Source organism: Streptomyces sp. NPDC058291 (assembly GCF_042880855.1).
Lineage (GTDB): Bacteria > Actinomycetota > Actinomycetes > Streptomycetales > Streptomycetaceae > Streptomyces.
In genome coordinates, this window is record NZ_JBHVYK010000047.1 from 19,597 (window position 1) to 42,957 (window position 23,361).

At 72.0% G+C, this 23,361-nt stretch carries 18 protein-coding genes; 11 read left to right on the forward strand and 7 right to left on the reverse strand.

Annotated features, from left to right (window positions below):
* Positions 1–407: 407 nt before the first annotated feature.
* From ACFVYK_RS22985 to ACFVYK_RS23000, 4 genes are all read left to right on the forward strand, one after another.
* Positions 408–1,331 (forward strand): LLM class F420-dependent oxidoreductase, encoded by a 924-nt coding sequence (locus tag ACFVYK_RS22985; RefSeq protein WP_389776979.1) that lies wholly within the window; start codon positions 408–410, stop codon positions 1,329–1,331.
* 126 nt (positions 1,332–1,457) lie between these two features.
* A complete protein-coding gene (locus tag ACFVYK_RS22990) occupies positions 1,458–2,450 on the forward strand; it encodes a DUF4232 domain-containing protein (protein ID WP_389776982.1) in 993 nt (330 codons plus the stop codon).
* 234 nt (positions 2,451–2,684) lie between these two features.
* Entirely contained in the window at positions 2,685–4,325 is a 1,641-nt protein-coding gene (locus tag ACFVYK_RS22995) for a 3' terminal RNA ribose 2'-O-methyltransferase Hen1 (RefSeq protein WP_389776985.1), read from the forward strand.
* Positions 4,322–6,880: a polynucleotide kinase-phosphatase gene (locus ACFVYK_RS23000; RefSeq protein ID WP_389776988.1), complete on the forward strand. Its 2,559-nt coding sequence runs from the start codon at positions 4,322–4,324 to the stop codon at positions 6,878–6,880. The genes ACFVYK_RS22995 and ACFVYK_RS23000 overlap by 4 nt, the downstream gene beginning before the upstream one ends.
* A gap of 584 nt (positions 6,881–7,464) precedes the next feature.
* Here ACFVYK_RS23000 and ACFVYK_RS23005 read toward each other — a convergent pair.
* A complete protein-coding gene (locus ACFVYK_RS23005; protein ID WP_389776991.1) occupies positions 7,465–8,379 on the reverse strand; it encodes a hypothetical protein in 915 nt (304 codons plus the stop codon).
* Positions 8,376–9,512 carry an SPFH domain-containing protein gene (locus ACFVYK_RS23010; RefSeq protein WP_389776993.1) on the reverse strand — a complete coding sequence of 379 codons (1,137 nt, stop codon included), beginning with the start codon at positions 9,510–9,512 and terminating at the stop codon, positions 8,376–8,378. Before ACFVYK_RS23010 ends, ACFVYK_RS23005 begins: the two co-directional genes overlap by 4 nt.
* 170 nt (positions 9,513–9,682) lie before the next feature.
* On the opposite strand from ACFVYK_RS23010, the gene ACFVYK_RS23015 reads away from it, so the two are divergent.
* Positions 9,683–10,906 carry an arginine deiminase gene (locus ACFVYK_RS23015; protein ID WP_389776996.1) on the forward strand — a complete coding sequence of 408 codons (1,224 nt, stop codon included), beginning with the start codon at positions 9,683–9,685 and terminating at the stop codon, positions 10,904–10,906.
* Between the two features lie 107 nt (positions 10,907–11,013).
* Positions 11,014–12,021: an ornithine carbamoyltransferase gene (gene argF / locus ACFVYK_RS23020; RefSeq protein ID WP_389776999.1), complete on the forward strand. Its 1,008-nt coding sequence runs from the start codon at positions 11,014–11,016 to the stop codon at positions 12,019–12,021.
* Between the two features lie 219 nt (positions 12,022–12,240).
* Here argF and ACFVYK_RS23025 read toward each other — a convergent pair whose 3' ends face one another.
* Positions 12,241–12,726, reverse strand: a complete 486-nt coding sequence (locus tag ACFVYK_RS23025) for an ATP-binding protein (protein WP_389777002.1) — start codon at positions 12,724–12,726, stop codon at positions 12,241–12,243.
* Positions 12,727–13,015: 289 nt separating this feature from the next.
* Between ACFVYK_RS23025 and ACFVYK_RS23030 the strand changes: the two genes are divergently transcribed.
* Positions 13,016–13,843 carry an enoyl-CoA hydratase family protein gene (locus ACFVYK_RS23030; RefSeq protein WP_389777004.1) on the forward strand — a complete coding sequence of 276 codons (828 nt, stop codon included), beginning with the start codon at positions 13,016–13,018 and terminating at the stop codon, positions 13,841–13,843.
* A complete protein-coding gene (locus ACFVYK_RS23035; protein WP_389777007.1) occupies positions 13,840–16,128 on the forward strand; it encodes a bifunctional salicylyl-CoA 5-hydroxylase/oxidoreductase in 2,289 nt (762 codons plus the stop codon). The genes ACFVYK_RS23030 and ACFVYK_RS23035 overlap by 4 nt, the downstream gene beginning before the upstream one ends.
* Positions 16,129–16,186: 58 nt before the next feature.
* Here the strand turns inward: ACFVYK_RS23035 and ACFVYK_RS23040 are convergent, their stop codons facing one another.
* Together ACFVYK_RS23040 and ACFVYK_RS23045 are read right to left on the reverse strand one after the other, a co-directional pair.
* Positions 16,187–16,999 (reverse strand): PaaX family transcriptional regulator C-terminal domain-containing protein, encoded by an 813-nt coding sequence (locus ACFVYK_RS23040; protein WP_389777009.1) that lies wholly within the window; start codon positions 16,997–16,999, stop codon positions 16,187–16,189.
* 15 nt (positions 17,000–17,014) lie between these two features.
* Positions 17,015–18,619 (reverse strand): AMP-binding protein, encoded by a 1,605-nt coding sequence (locus ACFVYK_RS23045; RefSeq protein WP_389777012.1) that lies wholly within the window; start codon positions 18,617–18,619, stop codon positions 17,015–17,017.
* A 213-nt stretch (positions 18,620–18,832) separates the two neighbouring features.
* Between ACFVYK_RS23045 and ACFVYK_RS23050 the strand changes: the two genes are divergently transcribed.
* Positions 18,833–20,134 carry an acyl-CoA dehydrogenase family protein gene (locus ACFVYK_RS23050; protein ID WP_389777015.1) on the forward strand — a complete coding sequence of 434 codons (1,302 nt, stop codon included), beginning with the start codon at positions 18,833–18,835 and terminating at the stop codon, positions 20,132–20,134.
* Positions 20,131–20,550 carry a RidA family protein gene (locus tag ACFVYK_RS23055; protein WP_389777018.1) on the forward strand — a complete coding sequence of 140 codons (420 nt, stop codon included), beginning with the start codon at positions 20,131–20,133 and terminating at the stop codon, positions 20,548–20,550. The genes ACFVYK_RS23050 and ACFVYK_RS23055 overlap by 4 nt, the downstream gene beginning before the upstream one ends.
* A 25-nt stretch (positions 20,551–20,575) precedes the next feature.
* On the opposite strand, the gene ACFVYK_RS23060 is transcribed toward ACFVYK_RS23055, so the two are convergent.
* The gene (locus ACFVYK_RS23060) at positions 20,576–20,788 is read right to left on the reverse strand and encodes a DUF5999 family protein (RefSeq protein WP_389777021.1); all 213 of its coding nucleotides are present in this window, start codon (positions 20,786–20,788) and stop codon (positions 20,576–20,578) included.
* A gap of 229 nt (positions 20,789–21,017) precedes the next feature.
* Between ACFVYK_RS23060 and ACFVYK_RS23065 the strand changes: the two genes are divergently transcribed.
* Complete coding sequence (locus ACFVYK_RS23065; protein ID WP_389777024.1) at positions 21,018–21,446, forward strand: DUF6299 family protein; 429 nt, start codon at positions 21,018–21,020, stop codon at positions 21,444–21,446.
* 350 nt (positions 21,447–21,796) lie between these two features.
* On the opposite strand, the gene ACFVYK_RS23070 is transcribed toward ACFVYK_RS23065, so the two are convergent.
* Positions 21,797–23,326 carry a helix-turn-helix domain-containing protein gene (locus tag ACFVYK_RS23070; protein WP_389777027.1) on the reverse strand — a complete coding sequence of 510 codons (1,530 nt, stop codon included), beginning with the start codon at positions 23,324–23,326 and terminating at the stop codon, positions 21,797–21,799.
* Positions 23,327–23,361 lie beyond the last annotated feature (35 nt).

Consider the following 23,361-nt stretch of genomic DNA (forward strand, 5'->3'; position numbering starts at 1 on the left):
CAACGCGCACAGGTCCGCGTCCAACGCGCACAGGTCCGCGTCCAACGCGCACAGGTCCGCGTTCAAGGCCGCCATCAACTCCTCCATCCGCTGCAGCAACCCCTTCGGCGGGGCCAACGCCGCCGCTCCGCGCTGCGGTGGCACGGTCTCTTCCGGCATGACGGCCTCCTCGGCCCCCGGGGGCCTCCCCGAGAGGAGCGCGGATGCGGGTGACGCCCCCGCGTCGAGCTGCCGGGAAACGGACGCCGGGCGGTCCGGCTCCGCCCGGACAAACGATCACCAGGAAGGCGGGTCACCGGCCCGGACAACCCCCCACGCGGGGCACGCGCCTTTTTACCCGCCCGCGGGCACGCGAAGGGCGAGGGACCGGTGGGGGCGACGGACCGGCCGGCGTGCAGGATGGGGACATGGACCTTCGAATCTTCACCGAGCCCCAGCAGGGGGCGACCTACGACACCCTCCTCACCGTGGCGAAGGCCACCGAGGACCTCGGGTTCGATGCCTTCTTCCGGTCCGACCACTATCTGAAGATGGGCGACGTGAGCGGCCTCCCGGGTCCCACGGACGCCTGGATCACGCTCGCCGGCCTCGCCCGCGAGACCCAGCGCATCCGCCTCGGCACGCTCATGACCGCCGGCACCTTCCGGCTGCCCGGCGTCCTCGCCATCCAGGTCGCCCAGGTGGACCAGATGTCCGGCGGCCGGGTGGAACTGGGCCTGGGCGCGGGCTGGTACGAGGAGGAGCACAAGGCGTACGGCATCCCCTTCCCGAAGGAGAAGATCGGCCGGCTGGAGGAGCAGCTGGAGATCGTCACCGGTCTGTGGGCCACCGAGCCCGGCAAGACCTTCGACTTCCGCGGGTCGTACTACGAGCTCACCGACTCGCCCGCGCTGCCCAAGCCCGTCCAGGGCAAGATCCCGGTCCTGATCGGCGGCACGGGCGCGACCCGCACGCCGCGACTGGCCGCCCGGTTCGCCGACGAGTTCAACATGCCGTTCGGCTCGGTCGAGGACTGCGAGCGCCAGTTCGCCCGGGTGCGCGACGTTGCGGCGGAGATCGGCCGCGAGGCCGACGCGATCACCTTCTCCAACGCCCTCGTCGTCTGCGTCGGCAAGGACGACCAGGAGCTCGCCCGGCGCGCCGCCGCGATCGGCCGCGAGGTCGACGAGCTGAAGACCAACGGGCTGGCCGGCTCCCCCGCCGAGGTCGTCGACAAGATCGGCCGCTACGCCGAGACCGGCGCCGAACGGCTCTACCTCCAGATCCTCGACCTGCACGACCTGGACCACCTGGAGCTCATCTCCGCCCAGGTCCAGGCGCAGCTGGCTTAGCAGGGCGGACACGGCCGCCGCGGCCGTCGGCGGGCACGCGCGGCGACGGTCATCTGTGACACGGCTGTGACCGGAAGCATGGCTTCCGTCACAGTCGTGCGGGCAGGGCCCTGATGAGGTGGGCCGATGCGCCCGACCACCCTCCTCCTCGCGGCCCTCGCCGCCACGCTGCTGCTCACGGCGTGCGGATCGGAACGCGCCGGCACGCATGACGGCGGTGTCGGCGCGCGCGGCCCGACGTCGCGGGCCGCCGTCACCGAGCCCGCGGTGGACGGGGTGCGGATCACCTCGGTGACCATCCCGTCCTCCGCCTCCCCCTCCGCGAGCCCCAGCGCCGCGGACGGCGTTACGAGGGACGGCGTCGTCGAGGCCGAACCTCTTCCCACCGGGCCGTCGGCGGACTCCGGCGTCTCGGCGGCCTACGAGGTCACCAACTCCGGCACCGAAGCGCTGACCTACACCGTCCTCTTCGGCTTCACGACGAGCGGGGGCGAGGCCGTGAGCAACCAGAAGGTCACCGTCCGCTCCGTCGGGCCGGGCGAGACGGTCCGCGGAAGCGTACGGCTGGGGTCGCTTCCGCCCGGAGCGCCTCAGGTGACGAGAGCGAAGGTCGCCGAGGTGACCAAGGTTCCCGCGGGCGAGGCGCCGGCCGAAGCCGACACCTGCCCGCCCTCCGGGATCCGCGTCACGGCCGACGAGGGCGACTCCGCCATGGGGCTACGCGTGGTGGGACTGCTCCTGGAGAACTGCGGCGAGCGTGACTACACGGTGAACGGCTACCCGGAGGTGAGCCTGCTGGACGAAGACCGGCAACCTGTCGACGGCGTCAGGATCCTGCGGGGAGGCGGAGGCATCGCCACCGTCACCGGGTTCGACGACCCGCCCCGGACCGTGACCCTCAAGCCCGGCGAGCGCGCGAGCGCCGACCTGATGTGGCGCAACACCACCGGCTTCGGCACGGCCGTCGACGTCCCGTACGTCAGGGTGCGCGCCAGACCCGGCGCCGCGCCGGTGATGATCACCCCGCACCTCGATCTCGGCACGACCGGAAAGCTCGGGGTCAGCGCGTGGCGCACGGCGGGGGAGCAACCGGGGGCACGTGGAGCCGGCTCCCCCTGACAGGTCCGCCCAGTCCATGAGCCGTCCGGCCCCGCCCCCTTCCGCCCGGTCGTCCGGCCCGCTCCCCACCCGACGCCCGGCAGCACCCGTATCCTGCATCTGACCAGGTCGTACGGTCGGCCCGGGCACCGAAATTCCGGGTGCCGACGCCCCCTGGTCCTCGGTACGTTGTGCAGGCGCGCGAGCGCGCTGTCGGCGCTCCCGTTCCCATCCCACCTCTCCAAGGCGCCCACCGTGTTCCTGACCCTCGGCACCACAGGCACCCCCGAACGCCCCGCGACCGACCTGGGCTACCTGCTGCACAAGCATCCCGATAAATCGCAGGCGTTCTCCACCTCCTACGGCACGGCTCACGTCTTCTACCCCGAGGCCGACGCCGAGCGCTGCACGGCGGCGCTGCTGTTGGAGGTGGACGCCGTGGCGCTGGTCCGGCGCGGCAAGGGCAAGGGCCGCGGCGGCGCCCCGGACGCGGCCCTCGCCCAGTACGTCAACGACCGCCCCTACGCGGCCTCCTCGCTGCTCGCGGTCGCGTTGAGCGGGGTGTTCTCCAGCGCGATGCGCGGCATGTGCGCCGCGAAACCCGAACTGCCGGGCCAGGAAAGGCAGTTGCGCGTCGAGATACCCGCGCTGCCGGCCCGCGGCGGCCCCGGCCTGGTCCGCGCCCTCTTCGAGCCGCTCGGCTGGCGGGTGAGCGCCCGACCGGTGGCCCTCGACGCGCGGTTCCCGCAGTGGGGCGCCTCGCGGTACGTGAGCCTCGTCCTGGAATCGGACACGCTCACCGTCGCCGAGACGCTGCGGCACCTGTACGTCCTGCTCCCGGTGCTCGACGACGCCAAGCACTACTGGGTGTCGCCCGACGAGGTCGACAAACTGCTGCGCGCCGGTGCCGGCTGGCTGCCCGACCATCCCGAACAGAAGCTCATCACCAGCCGGTTCCTGTCCCGCCGCTGGTCGCTGACCCGGCAGGCGATGGAACGGCTGGAACTCGTCCGGCTCGCCGAGACCGACGACAGCGAGGTCGAGGACATCGACAACGCGGTCGGGGCGGAGGCCGAGACGGAGGAGAAGCCGACCCCGCTGGCCGTGCAGCGCCGCGAGGCCGTCATCACCGCGCTGACCCGGACGGGCGCCGCCCGGGTCCTCGACCTCGGCTGCGGCCAGGGCCAGTTGGTGCAGGCGCTGCTGCAGAACCCGCGCTTCACCGAGATCGTCGGCGTGGACGTCTCGATGCGCGCGCTCACCCTCGCCTCGCGCCGGCTCAAGCTGGACCGTATGGGGGAGCGGCAGGCCTGCCGCGTCCAGCTTCTGCAAGGCTCGCTGGCGTACACCGACACCCGGCTCAAGGGCTATGACGCGGCCGTGCTCAGCGAGGTGATCGAGCACCTCGACCTGCCCCGGCTGCCCGCGCTGGAGTACGCGGTGTTCGGCTCCGCCCGTCCGCGCACGGTCCTGGTCACCACCCCGAACGTCGAGTACAACGTCCGCTGGGAGAGCCTCCCGGCCGGTCACGTCCGGCACGGCGACCACCGCTTCGAGTGGACCCGGCAGGAGTTCCGCGCCTGGGCGGCCGCGGTCGCCGAACGGCACGGCTACGACGTCGCGTTCGTGCCCGTGGGCCCCGACGACCCCGAGGTCGGCCCGCCCACCCAGATGGCCGTCTTCGAGATGAGTCCCACCGGCGGCAAGCACGCGACCGCCGAACACGGACACGCCGGCGACGAGAAGCACGCGACCGGCGACAACGCGAACGCCGAGAACGCGAACGCCGACAACGCGAACAACGCGAACAACGCGAACAACGCGAACGCCAAGAACATGAACGAGACGAACATGAACGAGAAGAACGTGAACGAGAAGGAGGCGACGGCCGCATGACCGGAACCCAGGTCCCCGCGAAGCCGGGCCGCGTCCTGCCCGTCACCGACCTCTCCCTCGTCGTCCTCGTCGGCGCGTCCGGATCCGGCAAGTCCACTTTCGCCCACCGCCACTTCAAGCCCACCGAGGTCATCTCCTCGGACTTCTGCCGAGGCCTGGTCTCCGACGACGAGAACGACCAGAGCGCGACCAGGGACGCCTTCGACGTCCTGCACTACATCGCCGGCAAGCGGCTCGCGGCCGGCCGTCGCACGGTGGTCGACGCCACCAGCGTGCAGCCGGACGCCCGCCGTCAGCTGATCGAGCTGGCCAAGCAGCACGACGTGCTGCCCATCGCCATCGTCCTGGACGTGCCGGAGGAGGTGTGCGCCGAACGCAACGCGGCGCGTACCGACCGCGCCGACCTGCCCCGCCGGGTCATCCAGCGCCACATCCGCGAACTGCGCCGCTCGCTGCGCGGGCTGGAGCGCGAGGGCTTCCGCAAGGTGCACGTCCTGCGCGGCGTCGAGGACGTCGAGAACGCCTCGGTCGTCACCGAGAAGCGCTACAACGACCTGACCCACCTCACCGGCCCCTTCGACGTCATCGGTGACATCCACGGCTGTTCCACCGAACTGGAGGCGCTGCTGGGCAAGTTGGGCTACGTGGACGGTGTCCACCCCGAAGGACGTCAAGCCGTCTTCGTCGGCGACCTGGTCGACCGGGGCCCGGACAGCCCCGGGGTGCTGCGCCGCGTGATGTCGATGGTCGCGTCCGGCGACGCCCTGTGCGTTCCCGGCAACCACGAGAACAAGTACGGCCGGTATCTCAAGGGCCGCAACGTCCAGCACACACACGGGCTCGCCGAGACCATCGAGCAGATGGAGGGGGAAAGCGACGAGTTCCGCGCCGAGGTACGCGAGTTCATCGACAAACTGGTCAGCCATTACGTCCTCGACGGCGGCAGACTGGTGGTCTGCCACGCCGGACTGCCCGAGAAGTACCACGGCCGCACCTCCGGCCGCGTCCGCTCGCACGCCCTCTACGGCGACACCACCGGGGAGACCGACGAGTTCGGCCTGCCGGTGCGCTACCCGTGGGCGGAGGACTACCGGGGCCGCGCGGCCGTCGTCTACGGCCACACGCCCGTCCCGGAGGCGACCTGGCTGAACAACACCATCTGCCTGGACACCGGCGCCGTCTTCGGCGGCAAGCTCACCGCGCTGCGCTGGCCGGAACGCGAGCTGGTCGACGTACCGGCGGAGCAGGTCTGGTACGAGCCGACGAAACCGCTGCGCTCCGAGGCGCCCGGCGGACACGACGGCCGTCCGCTGGACCTGGCGGACGTCCACGGCCGACGCATCGTGGAAACCCGTTACGAAGGACAGAACCGTGTTTCCATCCGGGAGGAGAACGCGGCGGCGGCCCTGGAGGTGATGAGCCGCTTCGCGGTCGACCCGCGCCTGCTGCCGTACCTCCCGCCGACGATGGCCCCCACGGCGACCAGCCACGTGGACGGCTACCTGGAGCACCCGGCAGAGGCGTTCGCGCAGTACGCCCGCGACGGCGTCGCACGAGTCGTGTGCGAGGAGAAGCACATGGGCTCGCGGGCGGTGGTCCTGGTCTGCCGCGACGCGGAAACAGCGGGTAAGCGTTTCGGAGCGGACGGCAGCACCGGCTCCCTGTACACCCGCACGGGCCGGCCGTTCTTCGACGACGAGACGGTGAGCGAGGAGATCCTCGGCCGGGTGCGCACGGCGGTGGACGAGTCCGGCCTGTGGTCGGAGCTGGACACCGACTGGCTGCTGCTGGACGCCGAGCTGATGCCGTGGTCCCTGAAGGCGTCGGGCCTGCTGCGCTCCCAGTACGCGGCCGTGGGCGCCGCGTCCGGCGCCGTCTTCCCGGGTGCGCTGTCCGCCCTGGAGGGCGCCGCGGCCCGGGGCGTCGACGTCGCCGGCCTGCTCGCCCGCCAGCGGGAACGCGCCTCGGACGCGGCGGCCTTCACCGAGGCGTACCGCCGTTACTGCTGGACGACCGACGGCCTGGACGGCGTCCGGCTGGCCCCGTTCCAGATCCTCGCCGCGCAGGGCCGCAGCCTCGCGGACCTCCCGCACGACGAGCAGCTGTCGCTCCTCGACCGGCTGGTGGAACACGACAACACGGGCCTGCTGCAGACCACCCGGCGCCTGTACGTCGACACGGCCGACGCCGAGTCGGTCCGGGCCGGCGTCGACTGGTGGCTGGAGATGACGGGCCGCGGCGGCGAGGGCATGGTCGTCAAGCCGCTGGGCGCCCTGGTCCGCGGCGAGGGCGGACGCCTGGTCCAGCCCGGCATCAAGTGCCGGGGCCGGGAGTACCTCAGGATCATCTACGGTCCGGAGTACACCCGTCCCGACAACCTGACCCGGCTGCGCGGCCGCTCCCTCAACCACAAGCGGTCGCTGGCGATCCGCGAGTACGCCCTCGGCCTGGAGGCCCTGGCCCGCCTCGCGGAGGGCGAGCCCCTCTGGCGCGTCCACGAGGCGGTGTTCGGCGTCCTGGCCCTGGAATCGGAGCCGGTGGACCCGCGACTCTGAGGCCCGCGCCCGGTCCGCGCCGACAGCGCGCACCGGGCGCAGCACGCAGTCCTTCCCCGTCGGCGGTAACCGGTTACCGGTCGTACAACAGGGGAACCGCTTGCCGCTGGCGAACCAGCGGTGGTCGCTCCTGACCCTCACCCCGTCAGCGGTAACGGTTACCGGTCGTACAGCAGCAACCGATTACCGCCGCCGCAGCAGCGGCACCCGATTCCGGCCCTCCTCCCGTCGGCGGTAACCGGTTACCGGACCTGCTGCAGCGGCAACCGTTTGCCGCGAGCGCACCAGCGGCAGTCGCTCCTGGCCGGTCACCCCACCGACGGGAACCGGTTGCCGCTCGCCCGCAGCGGCAACCGCTCACCTTCGGCGCACGAGCGGCAGCCGATCCCGGCCGCACCCCCCTGTCAGCGGTAACGGTTACCGGTCGTACAGCAGCGGCAACCGCTCACTTCGGCGCACGAGCGGCAACCGATCCCGGCCGTCACCCTGTCAGCGGCAAGCGATTACCGGTCGCCCGCAGCGGTAACCGCTTACCGCGGGCCCGCCCGCCCGCAGCCGCACCATGCAGCAGCCCCTCCCCGCCCTCACCCCACCAGCCGCAGCCGCTCCTCGCACGCCCCCACGCGCACCCGCTGGCCCCAGGTCAGCTCCACCGCGTCGCTCTCGATGCCGTCGCCGAAGGCGATGAGGCGCTCGGACTCGACGGTGAGGGTCAGGCGGCGGCCGGCCGCGAGTTCGCCCGCCACCAGCGACGTTCCGGTGGCGGGGGACGGCCACGCCTCCCGGACGAACCACACCAGCCGCTCCTCGGTCGGCGCCGGCAGCCGCAGCTCGCCGTCGGTCCGTCCGCCGCCTCGCTCATGCCACACCGACCGGATCCAGCCGGTCGCCCCCGTGCCCGTGCCCACCAGCACCCCGGAGGAGGCCTGGGCCTCGACGGCACCCCCGTCGTCGTCGAGGCCCAGGCGGTAGCGGGCGGTCTGGTGACCGGCGGCGCCGAGATAGATCTCGTTGAGGGCCACCAGGCGCTGGGTGTCGTCGGCGACGGCCTCGACCATCGTCAGCTCGGTCGTGCCGGTGCCGGCCGCGAGCGCGCCGGGCAGGAGCGCCGGCGCGTCCGCGGGCCGGTGGCGGACCAGGACGCCCGGATTGCGGCCCGGGTCCGCGTCGATGCCCACCACCGGCTGTCCGGCCAGGTACTTGGCGACGTTCGCCACCAGCCCGTCCTGCCCGACGACCACCACCACGTCCTCCGGCGCGAACAGGAAGCGGTCCAAGTCGGCTCGCTCGACGCGCGACTGGCGCCACGTCAGGGGAATGGCAGCGGTCACCTCCGCCAGTGCGCGTCTCGTGCGACGGTGACGCTCGGCGACCTCCTCGATGTCCCGGCCCCGCGAGGCGAGGAAAAAGGCGGCCTGGCCGTGCGTGCCGTGCCGGGCCACCAACTCCTCGTACTCCGTGGTGCGGTGGACCAGCACGGCTCGCGGGGCCAGACTCATTCCCGTTCCCCCGCGCCGAGCCTCGACAGCAGTCCGGTCAGCACGTCCGGTGAGATCGTGACGCTGTCGATGTGCGGCAGGTTCTCCGCGAGCCGTGTCCCGGTGAGTGCGTGCAGGGTGGCCACCTCGACGTCCCCGTGCACCCGCAGCCAGGCCGCCTGCGCCTGGGCCCGTGCTTCGCCGACCTCGCGCGCCGCCTCCGCCTCGGCACGGGCGAGCCGGACCGTGCGCGCCGCCTCCGCCTGGGCGAGCCGCTCGGTGCGCTGGGCCTCGGCGTCCGCCAGCCGCACCTGCCGGGCGGCCTCGGCCTCGGTCAGCTTCACCGACCGCGCGGCCTCCGCCTCCGCCATCCGCACGGACCGCGTCGCCTCCGCCTCCGCGCGCACCTTGTCCGCGGCCGCGTTCTCCTCCGCCTCACGGCGGGTGTTCGTACCCCGCTGCTCGACCAACTGCTCCTCACGGCGGGCCAGTTCGATCTGGCTGGCCAGTTCGTTCTCGGCGATCGTCCGCTCCCGCTCGACGGCCACCGCCCGCCGCTCGTACGTGGCCCGGTCGGCCTCCTGCTGGATCTGTTCGCGCGCCGGGGTGCGCAGCGCCCGCTCCACCTCGGGCTCCGGACGCAGCGCGACGACCCGGACGGCCACAATCTCGATACCGGTGGCCGGCAGGCGCGGTTCCGCCGCCAGTCCCGCCGCGACCCGCTCGCGCACCGCCGTCACCCCGTCCACCAGCGCCGACGACAGCGAGGTGCGGGCCAGGACGTCCAGCGCGTGCTGCTGTGCCGTCTCCGTCAACAGGGTCCCGAGCTGTTCCAGGGGCGCGCCGCGCCAGATGCCGGTGTCCGGGTCGATGGAGAAGTCGAGGCGGGCGGCGGCCAGGGCCGGGTCGCTGATCCGGTAGGTCACCGTCGCCTGCACCGTGACGTCCTGGAAGTCGACCGTGCGGGCATGGAAGGTCATCGCCAACTCGCGGTCGTCCACCGGCACTTCGGAGAGGGCGGCGCTCAGCGAGCGGAACCAGAAGCTGAGTCCCGGCCCGTCGTGGGCCAGCTCGCCGGAGCGGTGGTGGCGCACGTGGGCCGTCGGAGCGCCCCGCAGGTGGCGCCAGCCGAGGCGCCGGGTGATGTCGGCCATGAGAGACCCCCCTCGTTCCTTTTTCGTCATTGCGACGATAAGAAAACGATAGTCACGCCTCCCCTTGTCGTCAAGGGGACGAGAACGAAACGCGCGGCCAGCGCGCACCGAAACGATCCAAGAAGGCCGAGCGGGGGGTGAAGGCGGTCGTCGGTGGTCAGGATGGAGTCATGGGATTCCACGTCGACTCCGAGGCCGGGCGGCTGCGCCGCGTCATCCTGCACCGGCCCGATCTCGAGCTCAAAAGGCTCACCCCCAGCAACAAGGACGCCCTTCTCTTCGACGACGTGCTCTGGGTGCGCAGGGCGCGCGCCGAGCATGACGGGTTCGCCGATGTGCTGCGCGACCGCGGGGTCGCCGTCCACCTCTTCGGTGACCTGCTCACCGAGGCCCTGGAGATCCCGGCGGCCCGAGCGCTCGTCCTGGACCGCGTTTTCGACGAGAAGGAGTACGGGGTGCTCGCCACCGACCACCTTCGCTCGGCATTCGACACCCTCCCGGCCCTCGAACTGGCCGAGGCGCTCGTCGGCGGCATGACCAAGCGGGAGTTTCTGCAAGCGCATCCCGAACCTGTCTCCGTGCGCTTCCACGTCATGGAACTCGACGACTTCCTCCTCGACCCGCTTCCCAATCACCTCTTCACCCGGGACACCTCCGCCTGGATCTACGACGGCGTCGCCATCAACGCCATGCGCTGGCCGGCCAGACAGCGCGAGACGGTCCACTTCGAGGCGATCTACCGGCATCATCCGCTGTTCCACGGGGAGACGTTCCGCGTCTGGTCCGAGGGGCAGGCCGACTATCCGTCCACCATCGAGGGCGGCGACGTCCTCGTCATCGGCAACGGCGCCGTGCTGATCGGCATGAGCGAGCGCACCACCCCGCAGGCCGTCGAGATGCTCGCCCACAAGCTGTTCGCCGCCGGCTCCGCCCAGACCATCGTGGCCCTCGACATGCCCAAGCGGCGTGCGTTCATGCATCTCGACACCGTGATGACGATGGTCGACGGCGGCACCTTCACCCAGTACGCGGGCCTCGGCATGCTCCGCTCGTACACCATCGAGCCCGGCGTCGGCGAGAAGGAGCTGAAGGTCACCGACCATCCGCCGGAGCACATGCACCGCGCCATCGCCGCCGCCCTCGGCCTGAGCGAGATCCGCGTGCTCACCGCCACCCAGGACGTCCACGCGGCCGAGCGCGAGCAGTGGGACGACGGCTGCAACGTCCTCGCCGTCGAACCGGGCGTCGTCGTCGCCTACGAACGCAACGTCACCACCAACACGCATCTGCGCAAACAGGGCATCGAAGTGATCGAGATCCCGGGCGGCGAACTGGGCCGGGGCAGGGGAGGGCCGCGGTGCATGAGCTGTCCGGTCGAACGGAGTGCCGTATAGAGGCACAGCTGTCTGTATAAAAATGTCGATGGTCGTATAGACTTCCGGGGCGTGTCATTGCAGCAACCGTTCACGACAGTTTTCACCGCACCTCTGGAGCGACCCCCATGGCGACAGTCCCGACCGCCCTCGCCGGCCGCCACTTCCTCAAGGAGCTGGACTTCACCGAGGAGGAGTTCCGTGGTCTGATCGCCCTGGCCGCCGAGCTGAAGGCCGCCAAGAAGGCCGGGACCGAGAGCCGGCGGCTGCTCGGGAAGAACATCGCGCTGATCTTCGAGAAGACCTCCACGCGCACCCGCTGCGCGTTCGAGGTCGCCGCCGCCGACCAGGGCGCGTCGACCACCTACCTCGATCCCTCCGGCTCGCAGATCGGCCACAAGGAGTCGGTGAAGGACACCGCGCGCGTCCTGGGCCGGATGTACGACGCCATCGAGTACCGCGGCGACAGCCAGCACAAGGTCGAGGAGCTGGCCGCCCACGCCGGCGTCCCCGTCTACAACGGCCTCACCGACGACTGGCACCCCACCCAGATGCTCGCCGACGTGCTCACGATGACCGAGCACAGCGTCAAGCCCCTGGACGAGATCGCCTTCGCCTACCTCGGCGACGCGCGCTTCAACATGGGGAACTCCTACCTGGTCACCGGCGCCCTCCTCGGCATGGACGTGCGGATCGTCGCCCCGAAGAGCTACTGGCCCGCCCCGGAGATCGTCGACCGCGCGCGCGAGCTCGCCCGCACGAGCGGCGCCCGCGTCACCCTCACCGAGGAACTGGCCGAGGGCGTCGCCGGCGCCGACTTCGTCGCGACCGACGTCTGGGTGTCCATGGGGGAGCCCAAGGAGGTCTGGGACGAGCGGATCGAGGCCCTCGGCCCGTACGCGGTGACCATGGACGTCCTGCGCGCCACCCGCAACCCCGACGTCAAGTTCCTGCACTGCCTCCCGGCCTTCCACGACCTCGGCACCAAGGTCGGCCGTGAGATCCACGAGAGCCACGGCCTGGACTGCCTGGAGGTCACGGACGAGGTGTTCGAGTCCGCCCACTCCGTCGTCTTCGACGAGGCGGAGAACCGGCTGCACACCATCAAGGCCGTACTGGTCGCCACCCTCGCCTGAGGCGTCCGGACGGCCCTCGGCCGCCCGTCGGCCGGCCGGGACCACGCCGTCCGGCCCGCCCCGGCCCGGCCCGTGCAGCGTCCGGCCGAGGCCGTGCGCTCCCGTCGAGACCGTGCCGTCCGACAAGCCACGCCCCCCGAAGGCGCGCCCCCGCCGGCGCGTGCCCGATGCCGGCCCGGCGTCACGCCTCGCGCCCCCGCCGGGCGACCCGCGAAACGGTCACGCCGGGCGCGGACCGCGCTGTGGCGGGACCGCGGTGAGCCGGAACCACACGGCCTTGCCCTGTTCGGTGGGCCGGTGCCCGCAGGACGAGCTGAGGGCGCGGATCAGCAGCAGCCCCCGCCCGTGCTCCTGCCAGGGGTCGGGCTCCTCGCCGGACGGACGGGTGAGGTCGCCGGGCGCCGAGGGGTCGGGGTCGTGCACCTCGATCTGGCAGCCGGACGGCCGCAGCTCCACCACCAACTCTATCGGCGTGTCCCCCGCGGTGTGCTCCACGGCGTTGGCCACCAGCTCGGCGGTGAGCAGTTCCGCGGTGTCGCTGTCGGCGCCGTGCTGCAGCTCGGCCAGCGCGGTACGGACCAGGGCACGGGCCACCGGCACGGCCGCGGCGGAGTGCGGCAGCGCGATCCGCCAGGAGGCGGCTGCGTCGGAGGGGGGTTCGTGCAAGGCGAGTCCGTTCGTGGCGCAGGTTCCCGTGATCGACATCGGAGGGTCCTGCCTTCGGCTTCAGGAATGGTACGGCGGCCGCCGGCGGAAGCGCTCGGCGGGCGTCGCAGGGAACCTCCGGCCCCCTTGCCGGTCGGCTTACCCGGGACAACGTCCGTCCTCGCGCGCCTGATCCCGTTGTTACCGCGTTATCGACGACCGGTGACGTGTGTGACGGGGGCATGCCGTGCGGTGACACGGCGATTCTGCCCATCCGGTCTATCGCGTACTCCTGACGACAGTCACAGCCCAGTGATAACTTCGAGGGACCGTCGAGGAGGCCGCCCTCATGAGTCCCTTCACCGGCTCCGCCGCCCGCACCTCCGACTGGCGCCATCTGCACGTCGAGCTCGCCGACGGCATCGCCACCGTCACCCTGGCCCGCCCCGAGAAACTCAACGCCCTCACCTTCGGCGCCTACGCCGACCTGCGCGACCTGCTCGCCGAACTGTCCCGGGAGCGCTCCGTGCGCGCCCTGGTGCTGGCCGGCGAGGGCCGCGGCTTCTGCTCCGGCGGAGACGTCGACGAGATCATCGGCGCCACCCTCGGCATGGACACCGCCCGGCTCCTCGACTTCAACCGGATGACCGGCCAGGTCGTGCGCGCCGTGCGCGAAGCCCCGTTCCCGGTGATCGCGGCCGTGCACGGAGTGGCGGCCGGCGCCGGCGCGGTCCTCGCCCTGGCCGCCGACTTCCGGGTCGCCGACCCCGGCGCCCGCTTCGCGTTCCTCTTCACCCGCGTCGGCCTCTCCGGCGGCGACATGGGCGCCGCCTACCTCCTGCCCCGGGTCGTCGGTCTCGGCCACGCCACCCGGCTGCTCATGCTCGGCGAACCGGTCCGCGCCCCCGAGGCCGAGCGGATCGGCCTGATCAGCGAACTGACGGAGGAAGGACGGGCCGACGAGGCCGCACGGGCGCTGGCCCGCCGGCTGGCCGACGGCCCCGCGCTCGCCTACGCCCAGACGAAGGCCCTCCTCACGGCGGAACTCGACATGCCGCTGGCGGCGGCGGTGGAACTGGACGCGGCCACCCAGGCCCTGCTGATGAACGGCGAGGACTACGCCGAGTTCCACGCGGCGTTCCAGGAGAAGCGTCCGCCCGCCTGGAGGGGACGATGACGGCGGCGGAGAGGCCCCTCGGCGTCGCGATCGTCGGCGGCGGCCCCGGAGGACTGTACGCGGCGGCGTTGCTGAAACGCCTCGACCCGGCCCGTCGCGTGACGCTGTGGGAACGCAACGCCCCCGACGACACCTTCGGCTTCGGAGTGGTCCTCTCCGACGAAACCCTGGGCGGCATCGAACACGCCGACCCGCACGTCCACACCGCCCTGCGACAGCACCTCGTCCGCTGGGACGACATCGACATCGTGCACCGGGGCGTCCGCCACACCTCCACCGGGCACGGATTCGCCGCCCTCGGGAGAAAGCGCCTTCTGCACCTCCTGCACGAACGGTGCCACTCCCTCGGCGTCGACCTGCGCTTTCGGACCAGGGCCCCGGACGCCGCGTCCCTGTCCGCGCAGTACGACCTCGTCGTCGCCGCGGACGGCGTGCACAGCACCACCCGTGAGGCGTACGCCCACGCGTTCCGCCCCCGCTCGACCGGCCACCGCTGCCGCTACATCTGGCTCGCCGCCGACTTCGCCTTCGACGCCTTCCGCTTCGAGATCGCCGAGACCGAGCACGGCGTCGTCCAGCTGCACGGCTACCCGTACGCGCCCGACGCCTCCACCGTGATCGTGGAGATGCGCGAGGAGGTATGGCGGGCAACCGGTTTCGACACGCTCGACGAGCGCGAGTCGGTCGAACGCTGCGCCAAGATCTTCACCGACGCCCTCGGCGGACGCCCCCTGCGCTCCAACGACTCCGCCTGGACGACGTTCCGCACGGTCGTCAACGAGCGCTGGTCGCACCGCAACCTCGTCCTGCTGGGCGACGCCGCCCACACCGCCCACTTCTCCATCGGCTCCGGCACCAAGCTCGCCGTCGAGGACGCCCTGACGCTCGCGGCCTGCCTGGACGAACACCCCGACCCGGCCGCCGCGTCGACCGCATACGAGGCGGAGCGCAAGCCCGTCGTCGCCTCCGCCCAACGCGCCGCCCGAGCCAGCCTCGAGTGGTTCGAGAACATCGGCCTCCACCTCGACCAACCGCCCCGCAGGTTCGCCTTCAACCTCCTCACCCGCAGCCGCCGGGTCACCCACGACAACCTGCGGCTGCGCGACTCCCGCTTCACCGACGCCGTGGAACGCGAGTTCGGCTGCCCACCGGGCACCCCGCCCATGTTCACCCCGTTCCGGCTGCGCGGCCTCACCCTGCGCAACCGGGTCGTCGTCTCGCCCATGGACATGTACTCGGCGGTGGACGGCGTCCCCGGCGACTTCCACCTCGTCCACCTCGGCGCCCGCGCCCTCGGCGGGGCGGGACTGCTGATGACGGAGATGGTGTGCGTCTCCCCGCAAGGCCGCATCACACCCGGCTGCACCGGCCTCTACACCGGCCGACAGGCCGAGGCGTGGCGACGGATCACCGACTTCGTGCACCAACGGGCGCCCGGGACCGCCGTCGGCGTCCAGCTCGGCCACTCCGGGCGCAAGGGATCGACGCTGCCGATGTGGCAGGGCATGGACGAACCGCTGCCCGACGGCAACTGGCCGCTCGTCGCCGCCTCCCCGCTGCCGTACAAGCCGGGAGGCCAGACACCCCGCGAACTCAGCCGCGCCCGACTGACCGATCTGCGCGAGCAGTTCACGGCAGCCACCCGGCGGGCCGCCCGCTGCGGCTTCGACCTGCTCGAACTGCACTGCGCCCACGGCTACTTGCTGTCCGGGTTCCTCTCCCCCCTCGCCAACCGCCGCACCGACGCCTACGGGGGCTCGCTCGCCGAGCGGCTGCGCTTCCCGCTGGAGGTCTTCGACGCGGTCCGCGAGGCATGGCCTGCGGAACGGCCGATGACCGTCCGCATCTCGGCCACCGACTGGTCCCCGGGCGGGACGTCGGCCGACGACGCCGTCGAGATCGCCCGCGCCTTCGCCGCCCACGGCGCCGACGCGATCGACGTCTCCACCGGGCAGGTGGTGTCCGACGAGCGCGTCGAGTACGGACGCTCCTACCAGACGCCGTTCGCCGACCGCATCCGGCACGAGGTGGGCGTCCCGGTGATCGCGGTCGGCGCGATCTCCTCCTGGGACGACGTCAACTCCCTCATCCTCGCCGGCCGCACGGACCTCTGCGCCCTGGGCCGCCCCCACCTGTACGACCCCAACTGGACCCTGCACGCGGCTGCCGAACAGGGCTACAGCGGACCGGGCGCGCCCTGGCCGGCGCCCTACCGGGCGGGCAGCCGCCCGCCGCGCACCGGACGTACCGACGCCCCCGGACCGCGCTCGCGGCTCAAGAGCTGACGGACCGTCGGAACCGCCGGTGCGCACGGCGCCGGTAGGACAGCCGGGTGGGCGGGGCTCACACCCCGACGAATCGCGCCCCCGCGTTCCGCAGCCGTTCGTGCAGACCCTGGAAGACGGCCGCCGAACGGGTCCCCGGCCAGTCGTGCGGCAGCAGGCGGGCGGGCAGGCCGGGATCCGCGTAGGGCAGGTGCCGCCAGGAGTCCAGGGCGAGGAGGTAGTCGCGGTAGGCCGCTTCCGGCGGTGTGTCCGGCCGCCGTTCCCAGGCGCGCAGCACCCGGGCGTGACGGTCGAGGAAAGCCTCGTGCTCCTTGGCGATGGCCGCCAGGTCCCACCAGCGGCCGACCGCCTCCGTGGTCGGTGCGAAACCGAGGTGCTCGCCGCGGAAGAGGTCGACGTACGCGTCCAGCCGCAGCCGCCGGAGCGTGTGCCGCGTCTCCTCGTGCAGCCGCGCCGGGGCGATCCACACTCCGGGCGCCGCCGTGCCGAAGCCCAGCCCGGCCAGCCGCGACCGCAGCACATGCCGCTTCTGCCGCTCCGACTCCGGCACGGAGAACACCGCCAGCACCCAGCCCTCGTCCGTGGCGGGCGCTGTGGCGTAGATGCGCCGGTCGCCGTCGTCGAGCAGCTGTCTCGCCTCGTCCGACAGCTCGTAGCCGGCCGCGCCCTGCGCCGTACGGGCCGGCAGCAGCAGACCGCGCCGTTTCAGCCGGGAGACCGAGGAGCGCACGGAGGGGGCGTCGACGCCGACCGCGGCGAGCAGCCGGATCAGCTCGGCGACGGGCACCGGGCCCGAGACGAAGCGTCCGTACGCGCCGTAGAGCGTGACGATGAGAGACCGAGGTGCGGGCTGGTCGGACACGTTGATCATCTTAGGTCTTCGGCATCACGGCTGGTCACCATCGGTGCAACCGCTTGCGCGCAACCGGTATCTCTGCAGTTTCCCGGTCGCCGTGCGCGGTAGCGCGTCCAGGAGGACGAATGCGCGCGGACACTTGTACGGTGCCAACTCCTGCCTCAGGAACGCGCGGAGTGCCTCCGTGTCGCGCCGGGCGCCCTCGCGCAGCACGGCGAACGCGACCACCACCTGGCCCCGGCGTTCGTCCGGGCGTCCCACCACCGCCGCCTCGGCCACGTCCGGATGGCGCAGCAGCGCCTCCTCCACCTCGGGGCCCGCGATGTTGTACCCGGCCGAGACGATCATGTCGTCGGCGCGGGCGACGTACCGGAAATAGCCGTCCGCCTCACGGACGTAGGTGTCTCCGGTGACGTTCCAGCCGTCCCGCACATAGTGCTGTTGCCGCGGATCGGCGAGATAGCGGCAGCCGACCGGGCCGCGGACCGCCAGCAGCCCCGGCCGACCGTCGGGCACGGGCACGCCGGCGGCGTCCTGCACACGCGCCTGCCAGCCCGGCACCGGGACACCGGTCGTGCCGGGCCGGACGTCGTCGTCGGCTGCGGAGATGAAGATGTGCAGCAACTCGGTGGCGCCGATGCCGTTGATCAGCCGCAGCCCGGTCCGCTCGTGCCAGGCCCGCCAGGTGGCGGCGGGCAGGTTCTCCCCGGCCGAGACACAGCGCCGCAGTGACGACACGTCGTGCGCGCCGAGTTCGTCGAGCATCGCCCGGTAGGCGGTGGGGGCGGTGAACAGCACGCTGACCCCGTGTTCGGCGATCGCCGGCAACAGGTGCCCGGGCCCGGCCCGTTCGAGCAGCAGCGCACTGGCGCCGGCCCGCATCGGAAAGACGACGAGCCCGCCGAGGCCGAAGGTGAAGCCGAGCGGCGGACTGCCCGCGAAAACGTCCTCGGGAAGCGGTTTCAGCACGTGCTGCGAGAACGTGTCGGCGATCGCCAGCACATCCCGGTGGAAGTGCAGACAGCCCTTCGGTCGACCGGTGGTCCCGGAGGTGAACGCGATCAGCGCAACATCGTCACAAGCGGTTTCGACGGCTTGGTACGGCTCACTCGACGCCGGCCGGTTCAGCAGATCCCCGGGGGAGTCCCCGCCGTACGTCGTGATCCGCAGCCCGGGCGCCTCCGCCTCGGCGAGGTCGTCCACGGCCCTGACGTCGCACAGGGCGTGCTCCACCCGCGCGATCTCGCACATGGTGCGCAGCTCGTGCGACCGCTGCTGGGCCAGCACGGTCACCGCGATCGCCCCCGCCTTCAGCACCGCCAGCCAGCAGGCCGCGAGCCAGGGCGTGGTGGGTCCGCGCAGCAGCACGCGGTTACCGGGGATCACTCCGAGGTCGTCGCTGAGCACATGCGCGATCCGGTCCACCCGGGCGCGCAGTTCCCCGTACGTCCAGGAAGGCCCCGACAGGGTGTGGAACACGACCCGTTCCGGGGCCGTGCGATCGAGCAGTTCGGCGGCGCAGTTCATCCGCTCGGGGTAGTCCAGTCCAGGCAGCTCGAAACGCAGCTCCGGCCAGTGGGCGGGCGGCGGGAGGTGGTCGCGCGCGAAGGTGTCGACGTGGGCCGAGACGTTCATCAGCGTTCGTCCCCTTGCCTGGATGGACTTCCGGCCGGGCTGCCCGGGCGGACTTCGTCGTGAGGGGTCGCGCAAGGAGCGTATCGCGTTGGTGACGGCAGTCAACGGTGCGCGATACCGTCGGGAGAGCCGGGGCCGACCGGGCCGGCGCCGACGAGGCGCGGCCGGACACGAACGTCGCCACGGCAGCCGCTGCGGCAGAGGGGACCGGCGATGCCCGCATTCTCGCTCGAACCGGCACAGACCGCCTGGTGCGCCGAACTACGCGCTCTGGCCGCCGACCGGTTGCGTCCCCTGGCCGAGAAGGGCGAGCCGGGCCGCGTCAACCGGCCGCTCGTCGCGGAACTCGGGCGACTCGGCCTGCTGTCGCGACTGTTCGCCTCCGGCGCCGTCGACCTCTGCCTGATGCGCGAGTCCCTCGCCCACGCCTGCACGGAGGCGGAGACCGCGCTCGCGCTGCAGGGACTCGGCGCCCATCCCGTGCACGCCCACGGCACCCCCGCCCAACGACGGCGCTGGCTGCCCCGGGTCGCCGACGGCACCGCGGTGGCCGCGTTCGCCCTGAGCGAGCCGGGCGCGGGCTCGGACGCCGCGGCCCTCTCACTGGCCGCGGAGCGGGACGGACCGGGCGACCGCGCGGCTGCTCGCGCGCCCAGCGGGACGGGAAGCCGCGCGGGGCGCAGGACCCGAGGCCCTGCGCAGGGCGGGGCGCGCGCCTGGCGGCTCACCGGCGAGAAATACTGGATCTCCAACGCTCCAGAAGCCGATTTCTATACGGTCTTCGCCCGCACCACACCAGGAGCCGGAGCCCGTGGTGTAACCGCCTTCCTCGTTCCTGCCGACCGTCCCGGACTCACCGGCTCCGCCCTCGACATGCTCTCCCCGCACCCCATCGGCGCTCTGCGCTTCGACGCCGTCCCCGTCACCGAGGACGACATCCTCGGCGAGCCGGACCGCGGCTTCCGGGTCGCCATGGGCACCCTCGACCTGTTCCGCGCCAGTGTCGGCGCCTTCGCCGTCGGCATGGCGCACGCCGCCCTCGACGCCACCCTCGCCCACACCGCCCGGCGAGACGCGTTCGGCGGAAAGCTGATGGACCTTCAGACGGTCGCCCACCAGGTGGCCGAGATGGCCCTGCGCACGGAGTCCGCCCGCCTGATGGTCCACGCCGCGGCGACCGCGTACGACGCCGGGGAACCGGACGTCCGCAAACGGGTCGCGATGGCCAAGCTGCTCGCCACCGAGACCGCGCAGTATGTCGTCGACGCCGCCGTCCAACTCCACGGCGCACGGGCACTACGCCGCGGTCACCTGCTCGAACACCTCTACCGCGAGGTGCGCGCGCCCCGCATCTACGAGGGGGCCAGCGAAGTACAACGAGGCATTATCGCAAGGGAGTTGTACGCGGAGCTGGCCACAGAGGAGGGGTCCGGGCAGGCCGGAGAGGACGAGCAGCGGGCCGAGTCCGTCGAGCAGGTCGGGCCCGTGGTGAACGTCGATCAGGAGGACGAGTGAGCATCGAGCGCGTCAACCCGTCCGAACTCTCCCCGTCCACCGGCTTCTCGCACGCCGTCGTCGCCACCGGCGAGCGCATCGTCTTCCTGGCCGGACAGACCGCGCTCGACGTCGAAGGGAAGATCGTCGGGGACGGACTCCCGGAGCAGTTCGAACGGGCTCTGGGCAATCTCCTCACGGCCCTGCGGCGCTGCGGCGGCGCTCCGGCCGACCTGGCGCGGGTCACCGTCCACACGACCGACCTCGCGGACTACCGCGCGCACGCGCCCCGACTCGGCAGCATCTGGCGAGGCTTGGCCGGCCGGGACTATCCGGCGATGGCCGTCGTCGAAGTCGTGCGGCTGTGGGACGAACAGGCGCTCGTCGAGATCGACGCGATCGCCGTCCTGGACGCGCCGCCGTCCACCCCGCACTGACCCGGGCGAGCGACCCGCCATGGGCTCAGGCCGCCACGGCCAGGCGCTCCACGGTCACCCGGTGCGGGCTCACGACCCGGCCGTCCGGCAACAGCGCGCCCGAGTCGTCGAAGACGATCGTGCCGTCGCACAGCAGGTTCCACCCCTGTTCGGGGTGGGCGGCGACGACGTGCACGGAGTGGGCGTCGGCAGTGGGACGGGCGTGGGCAGAAACGCTGGGAAACAGGTGGGAACACATGTCGCACCTCCACGTCGACGAGATCGGCCGACCGGCCGGCCCCTATGGACCGACCATGCGCCCGGCCCGGCGTCCTCGCCAGAGACCGACCGAAAGCGTGACAGCAACAGAACAAGTCCAGGACCGTTCGTCGACGACCGACGCGGACTCGCCACCGAAGGAGTGACGATCACCGCCGCAGGCCTGCCCGCCCGGTACCAGTGGAGCCCCCACAACAGGAGGTTCTCCCATGTCGTTGCGCCCCGCACTGTCCGCGGCCGCCGGTGCCGCCCTGCTTCTGCTGGCCGCCCCGGCGGTCACCGCGCACGCGGACCCGTCGGAGTCCGTCACCGTCGACCCGGTCGGCCGTATCGCCGCCGACGGCACCGTCACCCTTTCCGGCACCTACCGCTGCGTCGGCAGCACCGGCCCGGTCTTCGTCAGCTCCGCCGTCGGCCAGAGCTCCGACGGCGCCCGGCACGGCATCGGGGGCACCCGCGCTGTGTGCGACGGCGCCGCGCACAGCTGGCAGAACACCGGCAAGGCCACCCCGGACGACCTCGAACCCGGCACCGCCCACGTCGAGGTCACACTGATGGAGCTCCGCCCCGCCGGCGGCCTCCCCCTGCCCCGCTTCCACGCGGTGCAGAAGCAGGACGTCACGCTGACCCGGCCCTGATCGCCGCTCGGTCGGACCCCTGGCCAAGGCAACCAAGGCATGGCCAGGGGCCCGACCGCCCCCTGAGCGCTGTCCGGCGGGGCGGCGGGGTCGCGGCGTCGCGGCATGGTGGTGCCCGGGCGCCGTGACGCCCGGAGATCGTGACGCGGAGGCGTCGGCAAGGTCACCGGCTCTCGCGCCGGGCCCTGTCTTCCGCGCCGGCACTGGGCGCGCGCCCCGACGCGCCGCCCACCGACGCGCCGCCCACCGACGCGCCGCCCACCGGCGGGCCGCCGCCCCCGATGCCGGGCCGGTCGTGAGCGAACCCGGGCTCACCTGTTGCAGAAACCCCAGATGCTGTTTCGCAACGCTCAGATGTCCCGGAAGATCTCGATCTGCGCCCCGATCGAGTTCAGCCGCTCGGCCAGGTCCTCGTATCCGCGGTTGATCACGTACACGTTGCGCAGCACCGATGTGCCCTCGGCCGCCATCATCGCCAGCAGCACGACCACCGCCGGGCGCAGTGCCGGCGGGCACATCATCTCGGCGGCCCGCCAGCGCGTCGGTCCCTCGACCAACACCCGGTGAGGGTCGAGGAGTTGCAGCCGGCCGCCGAGCCGGTTCAGGTCGGTCAGGTAGATCGCGCGGTTGTCGTAGACCCAGTCATGGATGAGGGTCTTGCCCTGGGCGACGGCCGCGATCGCGGCGAAGAAGGGGACGTTGTCGATGTTCAGGCCGGGGAACGGCATCGGGTGGATCTTGTCGATCGGCGCCTCCAGCTTGGAGGGCCGGACCGTGAGGTCCACCAGTCGGGTGCGGCCGTTGTCGGCCGGGTACTCCGGCGTCCTGTCGTGGTCGAGGCCCATCTCCTCCAGGACCGCGAGCTCGATCTCCAGGAACTCGATCGGCACCCGGCGCACGGTCAGCTCCGACTCCGTGACGACCGCGGCGGCCAGCAGGCTCATCGCCTCGACCGGGTCCTCGGAGGGGGAGTAGTCCACGTCGATGTCGATGTTCGCCACGCCGTGCACGGTGAGCGTCGTGGTGCCGATGCCCTCGACCCTGACGCCGAGCGCCTCCAGGAAGAAACAGAGATCCTGGACCATGTAGTTCGAAGAAGCGTTGCGGATAACGGTTACGCCGTCGTACCGAGCGGCCGCCAGCAGCGCGTTCTCTGTGACCGTGTCTCCGCGCTCGGTCAGCACGATCGGCCGGTCCGGCCGGACGGCGCGGTCGACGACGGCGTGGTACTGCCCCTCCGTCGCCGCGACCTCCAGCCCGAACCGGCGCAGCGCGATCATGTGCGGCTCGATGGTCCGCGTGCCGAGGTCGCAGCCGCCGGCGTACGGCAGCTTGAAGTGGTCCATACGGTGCAGCAGCGGGCCGAGGAACATGATGATGGAACGGGTGCGCACGGCGGCCTCGGCGTCGATCGCCGCCATGTCCAGCTCGGCCGGCGGCACGATCTCCAGGTCGACGCCCTCGTTGATCCACCGCGTCCGCACGCCGATGGAGTTGAGGACCTCGAGCAGACGGTAGACCTCCTCGATGCGGGCGACCCGGCGCAGCACGGTGCGCCCCCGGTTGAGCAGCGAGGCGCACAGCAGGGCCACACACGCGTTCTTGCTGGTCTTCACGTCGATCGCGCCCGACAGCCGCCGACCGCCCACGACACGCAGGTGCATCGGACCGGCGTAGCCCAGAGAGACGATCTCACTGTCCAGAGCTTCACCGATTCGGGCGATCATCTCAAGGCTGATGTTTTGGTTGCCGCGCTCGATGCGGTTGACGGCGCTCTGGCTGGTTCCGAGCGCTTCGGCCAGCTGCGCCTGTGTCCAGCCCCGGTGCTGTCGGGCGTCACGGATGAGCTTGCCGATGCGTACGAGGTAGTCGTCTGCCATGAGGCTGAGGTTATCTCAGATATGAGATGGCGCCT

Excerpts from the sequence above, each read along its gene's own strand:
- ACFVYK_RS23025 (WP_389777002.1), bottom strand. The coding sequence starts at position 12,726 with ATGTCGATCACGGGAACCTGCGCCACGAACGGACTCGCCTTGCACGAA.
- ACFVYK_RS23065 (WP_389777024.1), top strand. The coding sequence starts at position 21,018 with ATGTCGTTGCGCCCCGCACTGTCCGCGGCCGCCGGTGCCGCCCTGCTT.
- ACFVYK_RS23030 (WP_389777004.1), top strand. The coding sequence starts at position 13,016 with ATGAGTCCCTTCACCGGCTCCGCCGCCCGCACCTCCGACTGGCGCCAT.
- ACFVYK_RS23010 (WP_389776993.1), bottom strand. The coding sequence starts at position 9,512 with ATGGCCGACATCACCCGGCGCCTCGGCTGGCGCCACCTGCGGGGCGCT.
- ACFVYK_RS23045 (WP_389777012.1), bottom strand. The coding sequence starts at position 18,619 with ATGAACGTCTCGGCCCACGTCGACACCTTCGCGCGCGACCACCTCCCG.
- ACFVYK_RS23060 (WP_389777021.1), bottom strand. The coding sequence starts at position 20,788 with ATGTGTTCCCACCTGTTTCCCAGCGTTTCTGCCCACGCCCGTCCCACT.
- ACFVYK_RS22990 (WP_389776982.1), top strand. The coding sequence starts at position 1,458 with ATGCGCCCGACCACCCTCCTCCTCGCGGCCCTCGCCGCCACGCTGCTG.
- ACFVYK_RS23000 (WP_389776988.1), top strand. The coding sequence starts at position 4,322 with ATGACCGGAACCCAGGTCCCCGCGAAGCCGGGCCGCGTCCTGCCCGTC.
- ACFVYK_RS23035 (WP_389777007.1), top strand. The coding sequence starts at position 13,840 with ATGACGGCGGCGGAGAGGCCCCTCGGCGTCGCGATCGTCGGCGGCGGC.
- ACFVYK_RS23050 (WP_389777015.1), top strand. The coding sequence starts at position 18,833 with ATGCCCGCATTCTCGCTCGAACCGGCACAGACCGCCTGGTGCGCCGAA.
- ACFVYK_RS23005 (WP_389776991.1), bottom strand. The coding sequence starts at position 8,379 with ATGAGTCTGGCCCCGCGAGCCGTGCTGGTCCACCGCACCACGGAGTAC.
- ACFVYK_RS23015 (WP_389776996.1), top strand. The coding sequence starts at position 9,683 with ATGGGATTCCACGTCGACTCCGAGGCCGGGCGGCTGCGCCGCGTCATC.
- ACFVYK_RS23070 (WP_389777027.1), bottom strand. The coding sequence starts at position 23,326 with ATGGCAGACGACTACCTCGTACGCATCGGCAAGCTCATCCGTGACGCC.
- ACFVYK_RS22985 (WP_389776979.1), top strand. The coding sequence starts at position 408 with ATGGACCTTCGAATCTTCACCGAGCCCCAGCAGGGGGCGACCTACGAC.
- argF (WP_389776999.1), top strand. The coding sequence starts at position 11,014 with ATGGCGACAGTCCCGACCGCCCTCGCCGGCCGCCACTTCCTCAAGGAG.
- ACFVYK_RS23040 (WP_389777009.1), bottom strand. The coding sequence starts at position 16,999 with ATGATCAACGTGTCCGACCAGCCCGCACCTCGGTCTCTCATCGTCACG.